Origin of the sequence: Caballeronia sp. GAWG1-5s-s (assembly GCF_023631445.1) — a bacterium.
Classification (GTDB): domain Bacteria; phylum Pseudomonadota; class Gammaproteobacteria; order Burkholderiales; family Burkholderiaceae; genus Caballeronia.
In genome coordinates, this window is sequence record NZ_JALQDC010000020.1 from 152,198 (window position 1) to 167,692 (window position 15,495).

11 protein-coding genes and 1 CRISPR repeat array are annotated in these 15,495 nt (G+C 62.8%); of the genes, 7 read left to right on the plus strand and 4 right to left on the minus strand.

Annotated features, from left to right (window positions below; all coding sequences use genetic code 11):
• Positions 1–51 precede the first annotated feature (51 nt).
• Complete coding sequence (locus NCR34_RS14120; protein ID WP_250500154.1) at positions 52–759, plus strand: SDR family oxidoreductase; 708 nt, start codon at positions 52–54, stop codon at positions 757–759.
• Here NCR34_RS14120 and NCR34_RS14125 read toward each other — a convergent pair.
• A complete protein-coding gene (locus NCR34_RS14125) occupies positions 756–1,175 on the minus strand; it encodes a YciI family protein (RefSeq protein WP_244849746.1) in 420 nt (139 codons plus the stop codon). The genes NCR34_RS14120 and NCR34_RS14125 overlap by 4 nt on opposite strands.
• Before the next feature lie 198 nt (positions 1,176–1,373).
• Between NCR34_RS14125 and NCR34_RS14130 the strand changes: the two genes are divergently transcribed.
• The 6 genes from NCR34_RS14130 to NCR34_RS14155 are packed head-to-tail and all read left to right on the plus strand — an operon-like array spanning position 1,374 to position 8,121.
• The gene (locus NCR34_RS14130) at positions 1,374–2,393 is read left to right on the plus strand and encodes a LacI family DNA-binding transcriptional regulator (protein WP_175940870.1); all 1,020 of its coding nucleotides are present in this window, start codon (positions 1,374–1,376) and stop codon (positions 2,391–2,393) included.
• A gap of 2 nt (positions 2,394–2,395) precedes the next feature.
• A complete protein-coding gene (locus NCR34_RS14135) occupies positions 2,396–3,883 on the plus strand; it encodes a sugar ABC transporter ATP-binding protein (protein WP_250500155.1) in 1,488 nt (495 codons plus the stop codon).
• Positions 3,864–4,880 carry an ABC transporter permease gene (locus tag NCR34_RS14140; RefSeq protein ID WP_175940872.1) on the plus strand — a complete coding sequence of 339 codons (1,017 nt, stop codon included), beginning with the start codon at positions 3,864–3,866 and terminating at the stop codon, positions 4,878–4,880. Before NCR34_RS14135 ends, NCR34_RS14140 begins: the two co-directional genes overlap by 20 nt.
• Before the next feature lie 31 nt (positions 4,881–4,911).
• Positions 4,912–5,874 (plus strand): substrate-binding domain-containing protein, encoded by a 963-nt coding sequence (locus NCR34_RS14145; RefSeq protein WP_248322915.1) that lies wholly within the window; start codon positions 4,912–4,914, stop codon positions 5,872–5,874.
• Between the two features lie 55 nt (positions 5,875–5,929).
• Positions 5,930–7,003 (plus strand): sugar phosphate isomerase/epimerase family protein, encoded by a 1,074-nt coding sequence (locus NCR34_RS14150; RefSeq protein WP_250500156.1) that lies wholly within the window; start codon positions 5,930–5,932, stop codon positions 7,001–7,003.
• The gene (locus NCR34_RS14155) at positions 7,000–8,121 is read left to right on the plus strand and encodes a Gfo/Idh/MocA family protein (protein WP_250500157.1); all 1,122 of its coding nucleotides are present in this window, start codon (positions 7,000–7,002) and stop codon (positions 8,119–8,121) included. The genes NCR34_RS14150 and NCR34_RS14155 overlap by 4 nt, the downstream gene beginning before the upstream one ends.
• A gap of 82 nt (positions 8,122–8,203) precedes the next feature.
• Here NCR34_RS14155 and NCR34_RS14160 read toward each other — a convergent pair whose 3' ends face one another.
• The 3 genes from NCR34_RS14160 to NCR34_RS14170 all read right to left on the minus strand — a co-directional run bounded on the left by NCR34_RS14160 (position 8,204) and on the right by NCR34_RS14170 (position 14,554).
• The gene (locus NCR34_RS14160; protein ID WP_250500158.1) at positions 8,204–8,506 is read right to left on the minus strand and encodes a hypothetical protein; all 303 of its coding nucleotides are present in this window, start codon (positions 8,504–8,506) and stop codon (positions 8,204–8,206) included.
• A gap of 349 nt (positions 8,507–8,855) precedes the next feature.
• A complete protein-coding gene (locus NCR34_RS14165) occupies positions 8,856–13,199 on the minus strand; it encodes an RHS repeat-associated core domain-containing protein (RefSeq protein ID WP_250500159.1) in 4,344 nt (1,447 codons plus the stop codon).
• Complete coding sequence (locus NCR34_RS14170; RefSeq protein ID WP_250500160.1) at positions 13,199–14,554, minus strand: hypothetical protein; 1,356 nt, start codon at positions 14,552–14,554, stop codon at positions 13,199–13,201. Before NCR34_RS14170 ends, NCR34_RS14165 begins: the two co-directional genes overlap by 1 nt.
• 378 nt (positions 14,555–14,932) lie before the next feature.
• Positions 14,933–15,381: a CRISPR direct-repeat array (repeat unit 28 nt; unit sequence TTTCTAAGCTGCCTACGCGGCAGCGAAC).
• Positions 15,382–15,495: the final 114 nt, after the last annotated feature.

The window sequence follows — 15,495 nt, forward strand, 5'->3', positions numbered from 1 at the left end:
GCGTGCCTTTTTCATGTCGGCCAAAGTGCATATGCACTAACAGGAGCAGTCATGCAGATCAAGGGAAAGGTCGTACTCGTCACCGGCGCGAATCGCGGTCTCGGCAAGCAGTTTGCGAAGTCGCTGTTGCAGGCGGGCGCCGCCAAGGTTTATGCGGCGGCGCGCGATCCGGGCAGCGTGGATATCGAAGGCGTCGAAGCCATCCGCCTCGACGTCACGAAGCCCGCCGACATCGCCGAAGCCGCGGCCAAGTACACGGACGTGCAGATCGTCGTCAACAACGCGGGGGCGTTGGCGCGCGGCGCGCTGGTCGATCCGGCATCGACGCAAGACATGCGCGATCTTTTCGAAGTCAACGTGATCGGCCCGCTCGCCGTGACGCAGGCGTTCGCGCCCACGCTCAAGAAGAACGGCGGCGGCGCGGTCATCAACGTGCTGTCCGTGCTGAGCTGGGTCGCGCTGCCGGACGCCGGCGCTTACAGCGCGTCGAAGTCGGCGGCGTGGGCGGTGACCAACGCGCTGCGCGGCGAGTTGCGCGAACAAGGCACGCTCGTGGTCGGCGTGCATCCGGGCTACATCGACACCGACATGGTCGCGGAAGTCAGCGCGCCGAAGATCTCGCCCGCGAGCGTGGTCGAGCAAGTGCTCGCGGCTGTCGAGCGCGACGAAGAAGAAGTGCTCGTGGATGACACCGGCCGCGGCGTCAAGCAGTCGCTGTCCACCGCGAAGCCGATCTACATCACCGGCATTCCCGGTTAAGCCGGCTTCTGCGCCTTCTGCATTTCTTCGAAGCCGGCGGCGGCTTCCTGCACGTCGGGCGGGAAGTCGCCGAACTCCTGAACTTGGCGCACTTCGATGATCTCGTTCGCCGAAGCAGGGCACCGCTTCGCCCATTCGATCGCCTCTTCGCGCGACTTCACCTGAATCATCCAGTAGCCGCCGAGCACTTCCTTCGCCTCCGCGAACGGCCCGTCGGTCACGCGCGGCTTGCCGCCTTCGAACGTGACGCGCGCGCCCATCGACGGCGGATGCAGTCCGTCGAGCGCCAGCAGCACGCCGGCCTTCTGCAACTCTTCGTTATACTTCATCATCGCGGCGACGGCTTCAGCGCTCGGCATCGCGCCCGGCTCCGCGCTTTCGTAGCCGCGCGGGATCATCAGCATCATGAATCGCATGGGAGTGCTCCTGTTCGAGGTCGACAAACGCGCGGTTTCGCGCGCTCACACCTTACGACGCGCACGCCGCCGCGCGATCGACACGAGCCGTCGAATTTTCGCTTAGGCGTTTATCCCTATCCGATTCGGGTTGCCTTCCGGACGAACACCGTCGAATAATGTAATCCATTACATTTCGTTCGCCGCCCGGCGCGCAGCATGTCCGATCCCGTGCGTCCTCCCGAGGAAGTATCGATTGCCGACGTTGCCCGGCGTGCCGGCGTGTCCGTCGCCACGGTGTCGCGCGTGCTCAATAGCCACAGCAATGTGCGCGAGGCCACGCGCGAGAAAGTGCGCGAGGCGGTCGCGGCGAGCGGCTATCGCGTGAACGAACTTGCGCGCAATCTGCGCACGGCCGAAAGCCGCCTGCTTCTCACGATGGTCCCCGACTTCGGCAACCCGTTCTATGCGGCAATCGTGCGCGGCATCGACACCGTCGCGCGGCAGAACGGCTACTTCATGCTTCTCTGCGACACGGGCGCCGACCCATTGCGCGAGCGCAGCTACTTCGACCTGCTGCGCGGGCGTCGCGCGGACGGCGCGATCTGTCTCGACCCTGCCGCCGTGCAGAAGGCACTCGTCGAGCAGGCGTCGACGCTGCCGTGGGTGGCGTGCTGCGAATTCGATCCGGCCGCGCGCGTGCCTTACGTGGGCATCGACAACCATCTTGCCGCAGGCGATGTCGTGCGTTATCTGTTGGACAAGGGCCACGAGCGCATCGCGCTGATCAACTCGGGCGAAGGCTATCTGTATGGCCGGCAGCGCCTCGCGGGGTATCGCGATGCGCTGCAGGCCGCGGGCATCGTCGCGAATCCGGCGTGGCAAGTCGAACTGGACAGCCTCGATTACGACGCCGGCGAGCGCGCCGCCCGGCAGCTCGCGTCGCTCGGGCGCGACCGGCCGACCGCCATCTTCGCCGTGTCGGATACGCTCGCCATCGGCGTGCTGAACGGCCTGCGCAGCGCGGGGCTGCGCGTGCCGGAAGATGTCGCAGTCGTCGGCTTCGATGACATCGCGGTGGCCGCCCACGCCGTGCCGCCGCTTACGACCGTCGCGCAGCCGATGCGCGCGCTCGGCGAGACGGCGGCGGAACTCTTGCTCAAGCGCCTGCGCGATCCGCGCGCGGAGGTGCCGGGCGTGCTGCTGCCGCATCGCCTGATACAAAGAAGGAGCGCCTGACGATGACCCTTGCCGTGCGCTTCGACGCAGTCGAGAAGAACTTCGGCCCGGTGCGCGTGCTCCACGGCGTGAGCTTCGATCTCGCGCCGGGGCGCATCTACGGCTTGCTCGGCGAAAACGGCGCGGGCAAGTCCACGCTCATGAAAATCCTCGCGGGCTACGAGCGCGCGAGCGCCGGCGACGTGCTGATCGACGGCACGCCCGCCGCGTTCGCAAGTTCGCGCGACGCCGAACGCGCGGGCATCGTGCTCATTCACCAGGAACTGAATCTCGCGGATCATCTGAGCATCACGCAGAACATGTTTCTCGGCCACGAGCTGCGCAAAGGCTTCTTCCTCGATGAACCCGCGATGCGCGAGGACGCCCGCGCCGCGCTAGGCGAAGTCGGCCTGCACAAGAATCCGGACACGAAAGTGCGCGAGTTGATCGTCGCGGAGAAGCAGCTTGTCGAGATCGCGAAGGCCATGCTGCGCGACACGCGCCTGCTCATCATGGACGAGCCGACCGCCACGCTGACGCCATCGGAAACGCAGCGCCTCTTCGCGCTGATGGCGCGCCTGAAGGAGGCGGGCACGACGATCGTCTATATCTCGCACAAACTCGACGAAGTGGAACGCGTGACCGACGAAGTGATCGTGATGCGCGATGGCCGCTTCGTCGCGCGCGCGCCGACCGCCGACCTCACGCGCCGCGAAATGGCGAACCTGATGGTAGGCCGCGAAGTCTCCGACATGTTTCCCGAGAAGCCCGCGCTCGCCGCCGACGCGCCGCTCGCGTTTCAGGTGGAAGGCGCGTCCGTGCCCGGATGGGCCGAAGGCGTGAGCTTTTCCGTGCGCCAGGGCGAAGTGTTCGGCTTCGCGGGGCTCGTCGGCGCGGGACGCACGGAACTGTTCGAGGCGCTCGTCGGCTTGCGGCCGCTCGCGGCGGGGCGCATCGCCATCGAAGGCGAGACCGTGAAGCTCAAGAACCCGCGCGACGCGATGCGCCACGGCATCACGTACTTGAGCGAAGACCGCAAGGGACGCGGCCTGCACGTGGACATGGCGCTCAAGGACAACCTGACGATGATGACGCTGGAACGCTACGCGCGGCCGCTCATCGATGCACGCGCCGAGCGCGACGCGCTGACGCTCGCGGTCAAGGACTTCGGCATTCGCACCGGCAATACGCGCAGCCGCGCCCGCATGCTCTCGGGCGGCAATCAGCAGAAACTGGCGCTCGCGAAGTTCCTGCATCCCGATCCGCGCGTGGTCGTGCTCGACGAACCCACGCGCGGCGTCGATGTCGGCGCGAAACGCGACATCTATTTTCTGATTCACCGCCTCGCCGCCGAAGGCCGCGCGGTGATCGTCATTTCTTCCGAGCTGATCGAACTGATCGGGCTGTGCCATCGCGTCGCCGTGATGCGCGCGGGCGAACTGGTCGCGACGCTCGGCATGGACCTTCTGACCGAAGAGAGGTTGATCGCGCATGCGACCGGCACACACTGAAGACACCGCGCAAGAAAGCCGCCTCACCGCCGTCGCGCGGTTTCTGCTCGGCGTCGGGCCGCTGATCGGGCTCATCGCGCTGTGCATCGGCGGCACGCTGTTGAACGGCGACTTCGCCACCTTCGACAACGCGATGAACGTGCTCACGCGCACGTCGTTCATCGGCATCATCGCGGTCGGCATGACCTTCGTCATCATCTCGGGCGGCATCGACTTGTCCGTCGGATCGATGGCCGCGCTCATCGCGGGCAGCATGATCTTCATGATGAACGGCCTGCTTCAGGGCGTGCACGGGCATGCGCTGCCGCCGCTTCTGATCGTCGCGCTCGGCATCGTGCTCGCGCTCGTGTTGGGCGCGCTCTTCGGCTTCGCGCACGGACTGCTCGTGACCAAAGGGCGTATCGAGCCGTTCATCGTGACGCTCGGCACGCTCGGCGTGTTTCGAGCGCTTCTGACGTGGCTCGCGGACGGCGGCGCGCTCACGCTCGACAATTCGCTCGTCGATCTCTACGGCCCCGTGTATTACGCGAGCCTCTTCGGCGTGCCGGTGCCGATCTGGATCTTCGCGATCGTCGCGGCGGGCGGCGCGCTCGTGTTGAACCGCACGGTGTTCGGGCGGCACGTGCAAGCCATCGGCTCGAACGAACAGGTCGCGCGCTATGCGGCCATTCGCGTCGATAACGTGAAGATCGCGACCTATGTGCTGCTCGGACTGTGCGTGGCCGTGGCGACCGTGCTCTACGTGCCGCGGTTAGGGTCAGCTACGCCGACGACCGGCCTCTTGTGGGAACTCGAAGCGATCGCCGCCGTGGTGGTCGGCGGCACGGCGCTCAAGGGCGGCGAAGGGCGCGTGATCGGCACGGTCATCGGCGCGATCCTGCTTTCGGTCATCAACAACATTTTGAACCTCACGAGCATCATCAGCGTGTATCTGAACGCGGCGGTGCAGGGCGCCGTGATCATCTTTGTAGCCTTCTTGCAGCGTGGCCGTCGGTAACTTTCTACTTCGAATAACAGGAGACATCGTCATGAAAAAACTGCTTCGCGCGCTCGGCGCGCTGACGCTCGCGGCGAGCGCGTTCGCCACGGCATCGTCCGCCTTCGCCGCCGACAAGGTCGTGCTCGGCGTCGCCATTCCGACGGCCACGCACGGCTTCACGGGCGGCATCGTCTGGTGGGCGAACGAGGCCAAGAAGGAACTGGAGAAGGCGCATCCCGATCTCAAGATCATCGTGAAAACGGCGTCCGGCGCCCCGGAGCAGGCCAATCAGCTACAGGATCTCGTGACGGTCAACAAGATCAACGCGCTCGTGATCTTCCCGTTCGAATCCGCGTCGCTCACGCAACCGGTCGCGCAGGTGAAGAAGAAGGGCGTGTACGTGACCGTGGTCGATCGCGGCCTCACCGACACCAGCGCGCAAGACGCGTATGTTGCTGGCGACAACACCGCGTTCGGCAAGCTGCCCGCCGAATATCTGGCGAAGACGCTGAACGGCAAGGGCGATATTGTCGCGCTGCGCGGCATTCCGACGACGCTCGACAACGAACGCTGGACCGCTTTTGAAGGCGTGATGAAGCAGCATCCGGACATCAAGATTCTGGATGCGAAGTACGCGAACTGGAACCGCGACGACGCGTTCAAGGTGATGCAGGACTATCTGACGCGCTTCAAGCATATCGACGCCGTCTGGGCCGCCGACGACGACATGATGATCGGCGTGCTGAAGGCGATCGATCAGGCGCACCGCACGGATATCAAGGAAGTGTTCGGCGGCGCGGGATCGAAGGAAGCGGTCAAGCGCATCATGGACGGCGACCAGCGCGTGAAGGCGGACGTCTCGTACTCGCCGAAGTTCATCTACGACGCGATCAAGCTCACGGCCGAAGCGCGTCTGAAGGGCGACAAGCTGCCGCCGACGACCATCATTCCTTCGGTGCTCATCACGAAGGACAACGCAAAGCAGTTCTATTTCCCGAACTCGCCGTTCTGAGTGCACAGCCGGTCACGCTGAATGGCGCTGACCGGCGTTTTCAACGAGGCGAAAGATGAAGACGATAAAGGGCCCGGCGATTTTTCTCGCGCAATTCATGAGCGGGGAAGCGCCGTTCGACACGCTCGCCAGTCTTGCGTCGTGGGCGGCGGGACTCGGCTACAAGGGCATTCAGGTGCCCGCCGATCTGCGCCTGATCGATCTTGAGAAAGCCGCATCGAGCGATGCCTATTGCGACGAGATTCGCCGCACGGTCGAGGATGCGGGCGTTGTCATCACCGAGCTGTCGACGCATTTGCAAGGCCAGTTGGTCGCCGTGCATCCGGCCTACGACACGCTCTTCGACGGCTTCGCCGCGCCGCATGTGCGCGGCAATCCGCAGGCGCGCACCGAATGGGCGATATCGCAGTTGAAGCACGCGGCGGCGGCATCGAAGCGGCTGGGCCTGAATGCGCACGTCACGTTCTCCGGCGCGCTCGCGTGGCCGTACGTGTATCCGTGGCCGCAGCGCCCGGCGGGTCTCGTCGAAGCCGCGTTCGATGAATTGGCCACGCGCTGGCGCCCGATTCTCGATGAGTTCGACCGCGCGGGCATCGACGTGTGCTACGAGCTGCATCCCGGCGAAGACCTGCACGACGGCGTGACGTTCGAGCGCTTTCTCGCGGCCGTGGACGATCATCCGCGCGCGAACATCCTCTATGACCCGAGTCACTTCGTCTTGCAGCAACTGGACTATCTTGCGTTCATCGACATCTATCACGCGCGCATCAAGGCGTTTCATGTGAAGGACGCGGAGTTCCGGCCGAATGGGCGGCAAGGCGTGTACGGCGGCTATTCGGGATGGGTCGAGCGAGCGGGGCGCTTCCGGTCGCTCGGCGACGGCCAGATCGATTTCAAGGCGGTCTTCTCGAAGATGGCGCAATACGACTTTCCCGGCTGGGCCGTGCTGGAATGGGAATGCGCGTTGAAGCATCCGGAAGACGGCGCGCGGGAAGGCGCGACGTTCATTCGCGATCACATCATTCGCGTGGCCGAGCATGCGTTCGACGACTTCGCCGTCAGCGGCGCGAGCCGCGAGCAAATGCGCGATGTGCTCGGCATTGAGAACAAAGCAGGAGAAAAGCGATGAGGCGCGTGCGACTCGGCATGGTCGGCGGCGGCGAGGGCGCGTTCATCGGCGCGGTGCATCGCATGGCGGCGCGGCTCGATGACCGCTATGAGTTGCTGGCGGGCGCGTTGTCGTCCGATCCGCAGCGCGCGGCGGCGAGCGCGGCGGCCATCGGCTTGCCGCGCAGCTACGACGATTATCGCGAGATGGCGCGCGTCGAAGCGAGTCGCGCCGACGGCATCGAAGCGGTCGCGATCGTCACGCCGAACCACCTGCATGCGCCCATCGCGACGGCGTTTCTGGAAGCCGGCATCCACGTGATCTGCGACAAGCCGCTCGCCGTATCGCTCGCTGAAGGCGAGGCGCTGGCGAAGCTCGCGCGGGAGAAGAATCGCGTGTTCGCGGTGACGTACACGTACACCGGCTATCCGCTCGTGCGGCATGCACGCGCGCTGGTGCGGAACGGCGCGCTCGGCGATATCCGCGTCGTGCAGGTAGAGTATGCGCAGGACTGGCTTTCGATGCCGGTCGAGACGCAGGCGAACCGGCAGGCCGCGTGGCGCACCGATCCGGCGCTCGCGGGCCCGGCGGGTTGCCTCGGCGATATCGGCACGCATGCGTATCAGTTGGCGGAGTATGTGACGGGCATGCGGCCTTCGGCGTTATCGGCGGATGTGACGACGTTCGTGCCGGGAAGACGCGTCGACGATCACGTGCAGGCGATGCTGCGTTATGCGAACGGCGCGCGCGGCATGCTGTGGGCGAGTCAGGTGGCGGCGGGCGAGGAGAACGCGTTGCGGCTGCGCGTGTATGGCACTAAGGCCGGTTTGATGTTCGATCAGCAAGCGCCGAACGAGCTATGGTTCACGCCGGTCGGCGGGGCGTCGGAGCGGATCACGCGCGGGCGTGTGCAAAGCGCTGAGGCGCAGCATGCGACGCGCGTGCCGGCGGGACATCCGGAAGGGTATATCGAAGCGTTCGCGCAGGTTTATGCGGATGCGGCGGGGTGTATCGCGCGCGGGACTATTCAGGGCGATGAGTGGCTCACGACTGTGGAGGATGGGGTCGCGGGGTTGAGGTTTGTGGAGGCGGTGTTGAGGAGTAGTGCGGGGGAGGGGGAGTGGGTGGGGGTGGGGTAGAGGGGCGTGTCCGATATCGACATCCTTAAGCTGCCCCCGCGGCAGCGGAGTGAGCGGGGTCTCCTTTTCTCTTGCATATGTTTCAAAGCTGCCTAGTGCTCACATAGTTCTTGAGGTGCATCCAGAAGTTACCATCAAAGACGCTTTTAACATTCAGAGATAGCGACTCACCGATTTTTAGATATACATCCATTTCGATACTATTCGGATCGAAGTTTATTTTCATGAGGTCGATGAATAGGCCCTCGAAACCCATCTCATATTCGTCGTGCTCAATGTAATGCCGTACGGACGTCAACATTTCTTCATCCAGCACGCTCGCATACTTCTCCAGAAGCGCTACAAGTTTTCGCTTGACGAAAAGATAGTCTGTATCTTCTTCCATTCGCGCTCCGTGCGGCCGTCATTGCGTTTTCCGTCAACTAAAACCCTTTCTCAACCACGCTACAATTGCGTCGCACCCCGCATTGGATGAAGTTTCAATTTCATAATAACCATCACCCACAAAAGTAGCCAACCCTTTGTGCAAAGATAAGGATCTCCCATCAAACCTTACACAGCAATAGCCTCGCGTTACAATAAATAGACGAGAAATGGAATATCCTGCGACAGTGCTTCCCTGGTCATAACTTTTACTTGAGACTCGAACCGCGTTTTTTCCTAAAACGCCTCTAACACTATCGCATGTCATCCCTCCAGTAAAAATTTTATCGAAGTCAATAACCTCAAGATTCTTACGGGACGATAACTCCAGCATCATTGAAGGCCCCCCTTCCAATGTTGGCAACAGATTCATTTAAGGCCGAACTAGCTCCATCCATATAATGACCGCTATAAGTGTTGATATCCAGCCCAAAAAAACCATTTACGGCATCGCCTGCAATGTCCGCTTGTCCAGCAGCGATCACCGGTTGTCCTCCAGACAAAACAGCATGAGATATTTCTGTCCCATTCACAGAGTGAGGGCCAACTACGAGCGTCCCATCTGGAGTTACCACATATTTTATCGTCCCAGAATTAACCAGCGCTTCGAATTTCGGATCATCAATATTGGCAACCATCGGCTTAACGCCGAGCCGCTCTGCCGTCGCCAACTCCTCCTCTAGAGAATGAGGCATTTGATTCTTTAGTTCTTCGCAGCTTAGTCCAAGAGGATCGGCCCAACCAAGGGTATTCGGAGCGAACCGATAGGGATTAGTACCACCAAGCAAGCCAATCGGATCCTGACTGATGAAACCGCCCGTCGTGGGGTCGAAGTATCTGAAGCGGTTATGATGCAGTCCCGACTCCGCATCGAAGTACTGCCCCTGCAACCGAATCGGCTGATCGATTCTATCCGTCTCGGCGTAATCAACGCCACCGGTCACATCATAATGCGCCTCCCATGCGATCTCACCGTCGCCTGAGCGCAACCTCACCGGCGCGCCGTTCACATCGTTCTGGTAATAGAACGTACGAGCGGCTATTGCGCCAGCCGCTTCATCTGTCGCGCTGAGCTGCATCACCAGCGGCTCGAAGCTATTCAGATGATACGCATAGAAACGTGCCTGCTGTCGTACCGGCGTGTCGCGCAGTTCGCCGGCCATCGCATCGCCATCCCACAAAAACCAAGTCTGAGCTTCGCCGGGCGTCGTGCTGTAAGGCCCACCCAACGCGACCTTACCGATCCGCCTGCCCAGCGCATCGTAGCGATAAGCCCACTTCTCGTTGTGCGTGTTCTCGAACTCCGCGAGCCGCCCGAAGGCATCCCACTTGAAGCACTGCATGCCCGACCGGCGGTCGTGCCGCTCGACCAGTTGACCTGCTGCATCGAGCCACCAGCGCGCGCCGTCATGGTGCTGAATGTGCCGTCGATTGCCATCCGCGTATTGGCTGCTGAAGCGGTCGCCTTGCTTGTCATACACGAAGTAGCGCAGCGTCTGCGCGGGATCGGTATGCGCCACAATCCGCCCCAACGGATCGTAGCGGTAGCTGTCCACGCCCAGCCGTGAATCGTCGCGCTGCGTCAAGTTGCCCAGTGCGTCGTAACGATAGGCGACCTGATCGACAGCGCGCGCCGCCTGCATCGTCGTATGGCGCGCGAGGCGCCCGGCGCGGTCGTATTCGAGAACGTGATCGAGTTCCGCCGAGAAGCTCACGCGGCTCAGACGCCCCGCGATGTCGCGCGTGAAGCGAATCGGTTCTTGATCGTCGATCTGGAGCGTCTGAGGATGGCCCAACGCGTCATAGCCGTAGGTCAGCGTCTGTTCGAACGGTGGTTTCGCGCCGGCCTGCATACGCCGCCGTTGGGTCACCAGGCGTCCGGCCTCGTCATAGGCATAGTCGATCGCGCCACCGAACGACGCCTGTTGCTGCGTTTCACGCGTGAGTCGACCATCGGCATCGTAGGCGCGCACGACCGTCCCGTGCGCGTTGCTCGCCTCGGTCAACTGGCCTTTACGGTTGTACGCGTAGCGTTCCGCTTCGGTCGGCTGTGCGCGTCGCTCGATGACCCGTCCCAGCGCATCGCACTGGATGGCGAGGGCTTGCCCCAGCGGGTCGATGGTCTGCGTCAGATGACCGGCGGGGTCATAGATGTACTGTCGCGCTTGTCCCCAATAGTCCACTTCTTCGACAAGCCGGCCATTGCCATCGCGCTTGAGTTGCCACCGCTGCCCGAGCGGATTGCTCACGCCGATCAACTGCTCCTCGGTGTCGTAGTGGTAGCGCGTGACGCTGCCGTCCGGGGCCGTGCGCGTGCGCAGCTTTCCTTGCCCGAAGTAGCTGAACGTCGTGTGTTGGCCCGCTTCGTCGATGTAGCGGATGAGATTGTCTTGCGCGTCGTACTCGCAGCGCACAAGGCGCGAGCCGGGCAGCTCGCAGGCGCTCAAGCGGTTCTTCGCGTCCCAACGGTATGTCGTGACGTCTTCGCCCGGCGCTTCGCGGCGCAGGAGATTGCCGCGCGTATCGTGCGAAAGACGCATGCTGCGACCCGCCGCGTCGATGATCTCGGCGACATATCCGAGCGGGTCGTAGGCAATCGTCGTCGCCTGTCCGATCGGGTCGACTACGCGTACGAGCTGCCCACTAAGGTCGTAGTGGTAAGCCGTTCTGATGCCCGCAGGCGTCGTTTGATCGACGAGACCGCCGCGTGCATTCCAGGTCTGCTTCCAGACTCCTCCCTCGGGATCGGTGATCGACACGGGCTTGAGCGTTGCGTCATATTCGGTGCAGATCTGGCTTTGATCCGGCAGCGTGTGCGTGAGCACGTTGCCGAACGCATCGTATTCCCACGTCGTGCGATTGCCCGCCGGATCGACCATCGACGTCGTGCGCCCGAGGCCGTCGTATTGATAACTGGACACACCGCCCATCGGATCGGTCAGCATGATGGGCAAACCGCGCGCGTCGGCTTGCAGAAGCGTCACGCCGCCGAGCGAATCGGTGATGTGCGTCTCGAGATGCGTCAGGTCGTACTCGAAGCGGTAGTCATACAGTCCGCCATCGCCCCACGCGTGATCGACGCGCCACAGACCATCGTCGTGATGCTGATGCGAGTAATAGAACGACAGTCCGTTGCGATCCGTATGGCGCACCATCAGATGATCGCCGCCGTATTCGAAGCAATACGGCATATCGAGCGCATCATGCACGGCGACGAGATCGCCCGCGCGGTCCTGCGCATAGCGCACGAGCGCATGACGCTCGCCGTTTGCATCGTGCAGCGTGATCTCGCCGAGTTGGCCGCGCAGGCTTCCCTGCGCGCATTGCACGCTTCGCCCGGTAGGCGCATCGCCCGCATATTCGATCAGGCGCAACAGCGGTTGCTGTGGCGCATCGCGTCCGGTCCGCCAGCGAACGCGCCAAGCATTGCCGTTGAGGTCGTTAAGTTGCTCCAGCCACAGCGCGAGCGGTCCGTTGGGCTGCGCGAATAGCGCGGCGTCACGCCATCCATCGTGCATTGCAAAGCGATATTCGAGCGCTTCGCGTGTGCGCACGATGAAGCGCTCGCCGTCGCGATAAAGGGCATGGCCTCCGACGCCTTCGATGATTCGCGCGGACCATCCTTCGTCGATCGGTAGCTGATCGAAGGCGACGAGTTTGTCAGGCAGGCGGAGGATGGCGCCGATATCGCCATCGTGTTCGAATAGATCGAGGCGGATGTCCGCAGGCGTGCGCCAGCCTTGCCCAACTGCGCCGGGCAGAAGGTCGTGGCTTGCGTAATAGCGGTTCCATACAAGCGGCAGCCGTCCTGTGACCGTGAAGTCGTGTTGCTCTACGATCACTTCGCCGGTCACCCCATCGACGGGTTCACCGAAGCCGCGCTGGACGAGTCCCTTGATGAATCGGCCCCACAATCCATCGCCCAGCCGATCTTGAATCGCCCGCGACACGCCGCAAAACTTCGGCTTCTGCTTCATCGCGTGGGCGTGTGCGGCCCTCATTGCCATGCCGGCGAGCGCCGCGATGCTCGGCACGGGCGGCCCGCCTACGAGAACCGGGCGCGATGCGGGGATCGGCAGCATGAGCGAGGTGGGCAACGAAGCGCACTCGCGTTTGCTGTGCTCTGCGTTGTGCGATAGCGGAAGCATGCCCGCGAACCAGCAACTCAGCGCGGGCAGGACGGCGTAAGACATCGGGTCGCCGTTGGCGCGCACGGTGAGGCTGCCGAGGAACGACTCGCTATTGCTCGAGGGCTTCGGCGCATCGTCACCGGTGAACGTGCCGCCGATCGGAAAATGCAGGCCCGGAACGTGAATCGTCTGCGTACCCGCAGTGGTTCGCATCAGACCGTTGACGAAGATCGGCCCGCCACCGCCGCCTGCGGCCATCATGACGCCCATTGACGCGATACCGACCGCTGCCGCGCCGACACTGCGCATGCCCATCTTCACGATGGAAGCCGCGCCCATCGCCATCATGCCGATGGAGACCATGCTGCCGACGCCTTCGGGTAAGCAACTCAGGTACTCCATTGGATCGAGCACCAATCCAACGTGCGGGTGAGGCAGCGGGAGAATGGGGCCTGCGACTGTTTGAATCAGGTGGACGTCGATGCCGATCACCGGCGTCAGGTGATTGACTGCGAGCAGCGCCATTACGCCTGATCTCCTGCTTCAAGCGGTAATGCCTCGGCGAACTGCTGTGTCACTTCACCTGCGGGTAGCGGGCGGATGGTTTCGGGCCAATTCTCGCCATAGAGGGCGACAAGGCGTGACGTCAACTCGCGCCGCTGTTTGTGGAACGAGCCGACGCGCTTGAGCAGGCTCTGCGCGACCATCTGCAGGTTGCTGTTGGCACGCATGGGGACAGGGATGAGGGTGCCGGCATCGAGCGCGCGCAGTCCCGCGTCGACCGTCGCGTCGGGCCGGCTCATCTGCGCGAAGCACTCACTGCACATGCGCCAGCCTTCGACCGAGAGAAACCCGTCGCGATCGGCTTCGGCCAACTCGGCGGCTTGCGCGTAGCGTTCAGCGGCGTGCGCGTAGTCGGCTTGAATCCAGTAGACAGAGGCTTCGCCGAACAGGCTGTTGATGACGAGCTTGTTGCCTGCTTCGTGATTCGCCGCGACGGCCTCCCGCCCGGCCTGCGTCGCCTGTTCGTAAGCGGATAAGGCAAGCTGCGGCGAATTCCACTTGAGATACGCCGCGCCGGCAAGCATATGCACGACGACGCTCTGGTCGGGCCAGCCTTGCGCCTTCGTGATCGTGAGAGCCTGCGAACGCAACTCTTCGAGCCGGGCAGGCGTGCCACTGGTGATGGTGTCGTTCAGCGCGACGAACAACCGTCGGAAGTCAGCGGCGGGGCCGCGTTCGCCGGAGTCGGCGATCAACTCGCGCGGCAACGCTTCCATGTGATAGCGGCCGCGCAGCACTTTCACTTGTTGCGGACGGTCTTTCGTGAGCCGAGGAAGCGGCTCGTTATCGGTCCCCGTCAGCAAGAGCCGAAGACGCTGGGCTTGCCATGCGTCCTGTTCCAGGTTTGCGAGGAGCGCGTCGAGCCAACGCTCGAAGTCGGCCGGCTTGCGGATGGGCTCGGGTTCAAGGACCAGCACCCATAGCGGAAAGACGTCCGGGTGATGGCGCATCAGGCTGCCGGTCACGCGCAGAAGGTAAGGCGTGGCCGCTTCGTTGCGATCCCGCAAAGGTGGCTTCCAATCCGCCGTCACGCCGTTTGCGGTCGAGGCTTCCTTGCCGCTCTCGTACCAGGCCATGATCTCGTCGGCCAAGGCGGCGGCATAGTGCTCCGCATCGTCGAAGGTCGAATGCAGGCGCAGTACTGCGCTCGATAGCTGGCTTTGCCGCTGGATGTACGCGGCGATCATGCGCTGATCGGCTTCGCTGGTGTGCCAGTAGAGCAGCCGCGCTTGCGGATCGCTTGCGAAACCGAGCCAGTCTTCGTGAACGGCCATGAAGCGGCGTTCAACCGGATTGGTGGGGTGCCAATCATTCATTTTGTTGTTCTAAGGGTTTGCCTGCGAAGGCACTCGCCGCTGTTGGTTATATTGAGTTACGAAGCTGTTCTGTTGCTCTTGGCGCAGCGAGTTTGTTCGCGCGCCGTAAGAACGGCCGAGCTGCCAGCGGCTCGACACGACGGCGACACGCTATGCGGGATGTTTTTCGAGAGGAATCAGGGAAAGCGTTTAAGCCAAATACACTGATAAGCGGCAGCGAAACGCGGGAGGTGCTTGGGGGTGCTGTGCGCGGGAGCGAAGGTGCTTCGGGAGGAGAGAGCGCTTCGGGGCGCGTATATTCGAACATGGCTTTTATTGACGATTCGCAATTTCGGCGAGGGCGATTCTGGGGCCGACGCGGGAGTCAGTTGCAGTAGTCTTCTTAGCTGCGTACGCGGCAGCGAACCGCAGCGTCACGGAGCAACAAGGTGCGCACGTTTTTCTAAGCTGCCTACGCGGCAGCGAATGCTTGAACCCGAAGGCATCCTCATCTTCAAGTTTTCTAAGCTGCCCACGCGGCAGCGAACTACACAGACGATGTTTCCTTTCAGCCGATGGATTTCTAAGCTGCCTACGCGGCAGCGAACCTGTACCTTCCGCAAGCCTTTTTGATCGCATCTTTCTAAGCTGCCTACGCCGCAGCGAACAGCCGTTCAATCTCGAACTGGTCGAGCGGCTTTTTCTAAGCTGCCTACGCGGCAGCGAACGGTTACACGTCTTATCCCTTCGCCTACATCGCTTTCTAAGCTGCCTACGCGGCAGCGAACATCGCGCTCGCCGCGGAACTGTTCCCGACTGCTTTCTAAGCTGCCTACGCGGCAGCGAACAAGCGTCTGAACGCTGCGTATCGGCGGCAGATTTTCCGTATGCGATCCACGACCGACGCCCCTCAGAGGGGGATGTGCGGCGTGCAGCATGTGTACACGCGGCGCTGGGTTAGC

What these genes read in the sequence shown, in the direction of transcription:
- NCR34_RS14135 (WP_250500155.1), top strand. Translation starts at nt 2,396, where the DNA reads ATGACCCTTGCCGTGCGCTTCGACGCAGTCGAGAAGAACTTCGGCCCG.
- NCR34_RS14170 (WP_250500160.1), bottom strand. Translation starts at nt 14,554, where the DNA reads ATGAATGATTGGCACCCCACCAATCCGGTTGAACGCCGCTTCATGGCC.
- NCR34_RS14125 (WP_244849746.1), bottom strand. Translation starts at nt 1,175, where the DNA reads ATGCGATTCATGATGCTGATGATCCCGCGCGGCTACGAAAGCGCGGAG.
- NCR34_RS14140 (WP_175940872.1), top strand. Translation starts at nt 3,864, where the DNA reads ATGCGACCGGCACACACTGAAGACACCGCGCAAGAAAGCCGCCTCACC.
- NCR34_RS14155 (WP_250500157.1), top strand. Translation starts at nt 7,000, where the DNA reads ATGAGGCGCGTGCGACTCGGCATGGTCGGCGGCGGCGAGGGCGCGTTC.
- NCR34_RS14160 (WP_250500158.1), bottom strand. Translation starts at nt 8,506, where the DNA reads ATGGAAGAAGATACAGACTATCTTTTCGTCAAGCGAAAACTTGTAGCG.
- NCR34_RS14120 (WP_250500154.1), top strand. Translation starts at nt 52, where the DNA reads ATGCAGATCAAGGGAAAGGTCGTACTCGTCACCGGCGCGAATCGCGGT.
- NCR34_RS14165 (WP_250500159.1), bottom strand. Translation starts at nt 13,199, where the DNA reads ATGGCGCTGCTCGCAGTCAATCACCTGACGCCGGTGATCGGCATCGAC.
- NCR34_RS14145 (WP_248322915.1), top strand. Translation starts at nt 4,912, where the DNA reads ATGAAAAAACTGCTTCGCGCGCTCGGCGCGCTGACGCTCGCGGCGAGC.
- NCR34_RS14150 (WP_250500156.1), top strand. Translation starts at nt 5,930, where the DNA reads ATGAAGACGATAAAGGGCCCGGCGATTTTTCTCGCGCAATTCATGAGC.
- NCR34_RS14130 (WP_175940870.1), top strand. Translation starts at nt 1,374, where the DNA reads ATGTCCGATCCCGTGCGTCCTCCCGAGGAAGTATCGATTGCCGACGTT.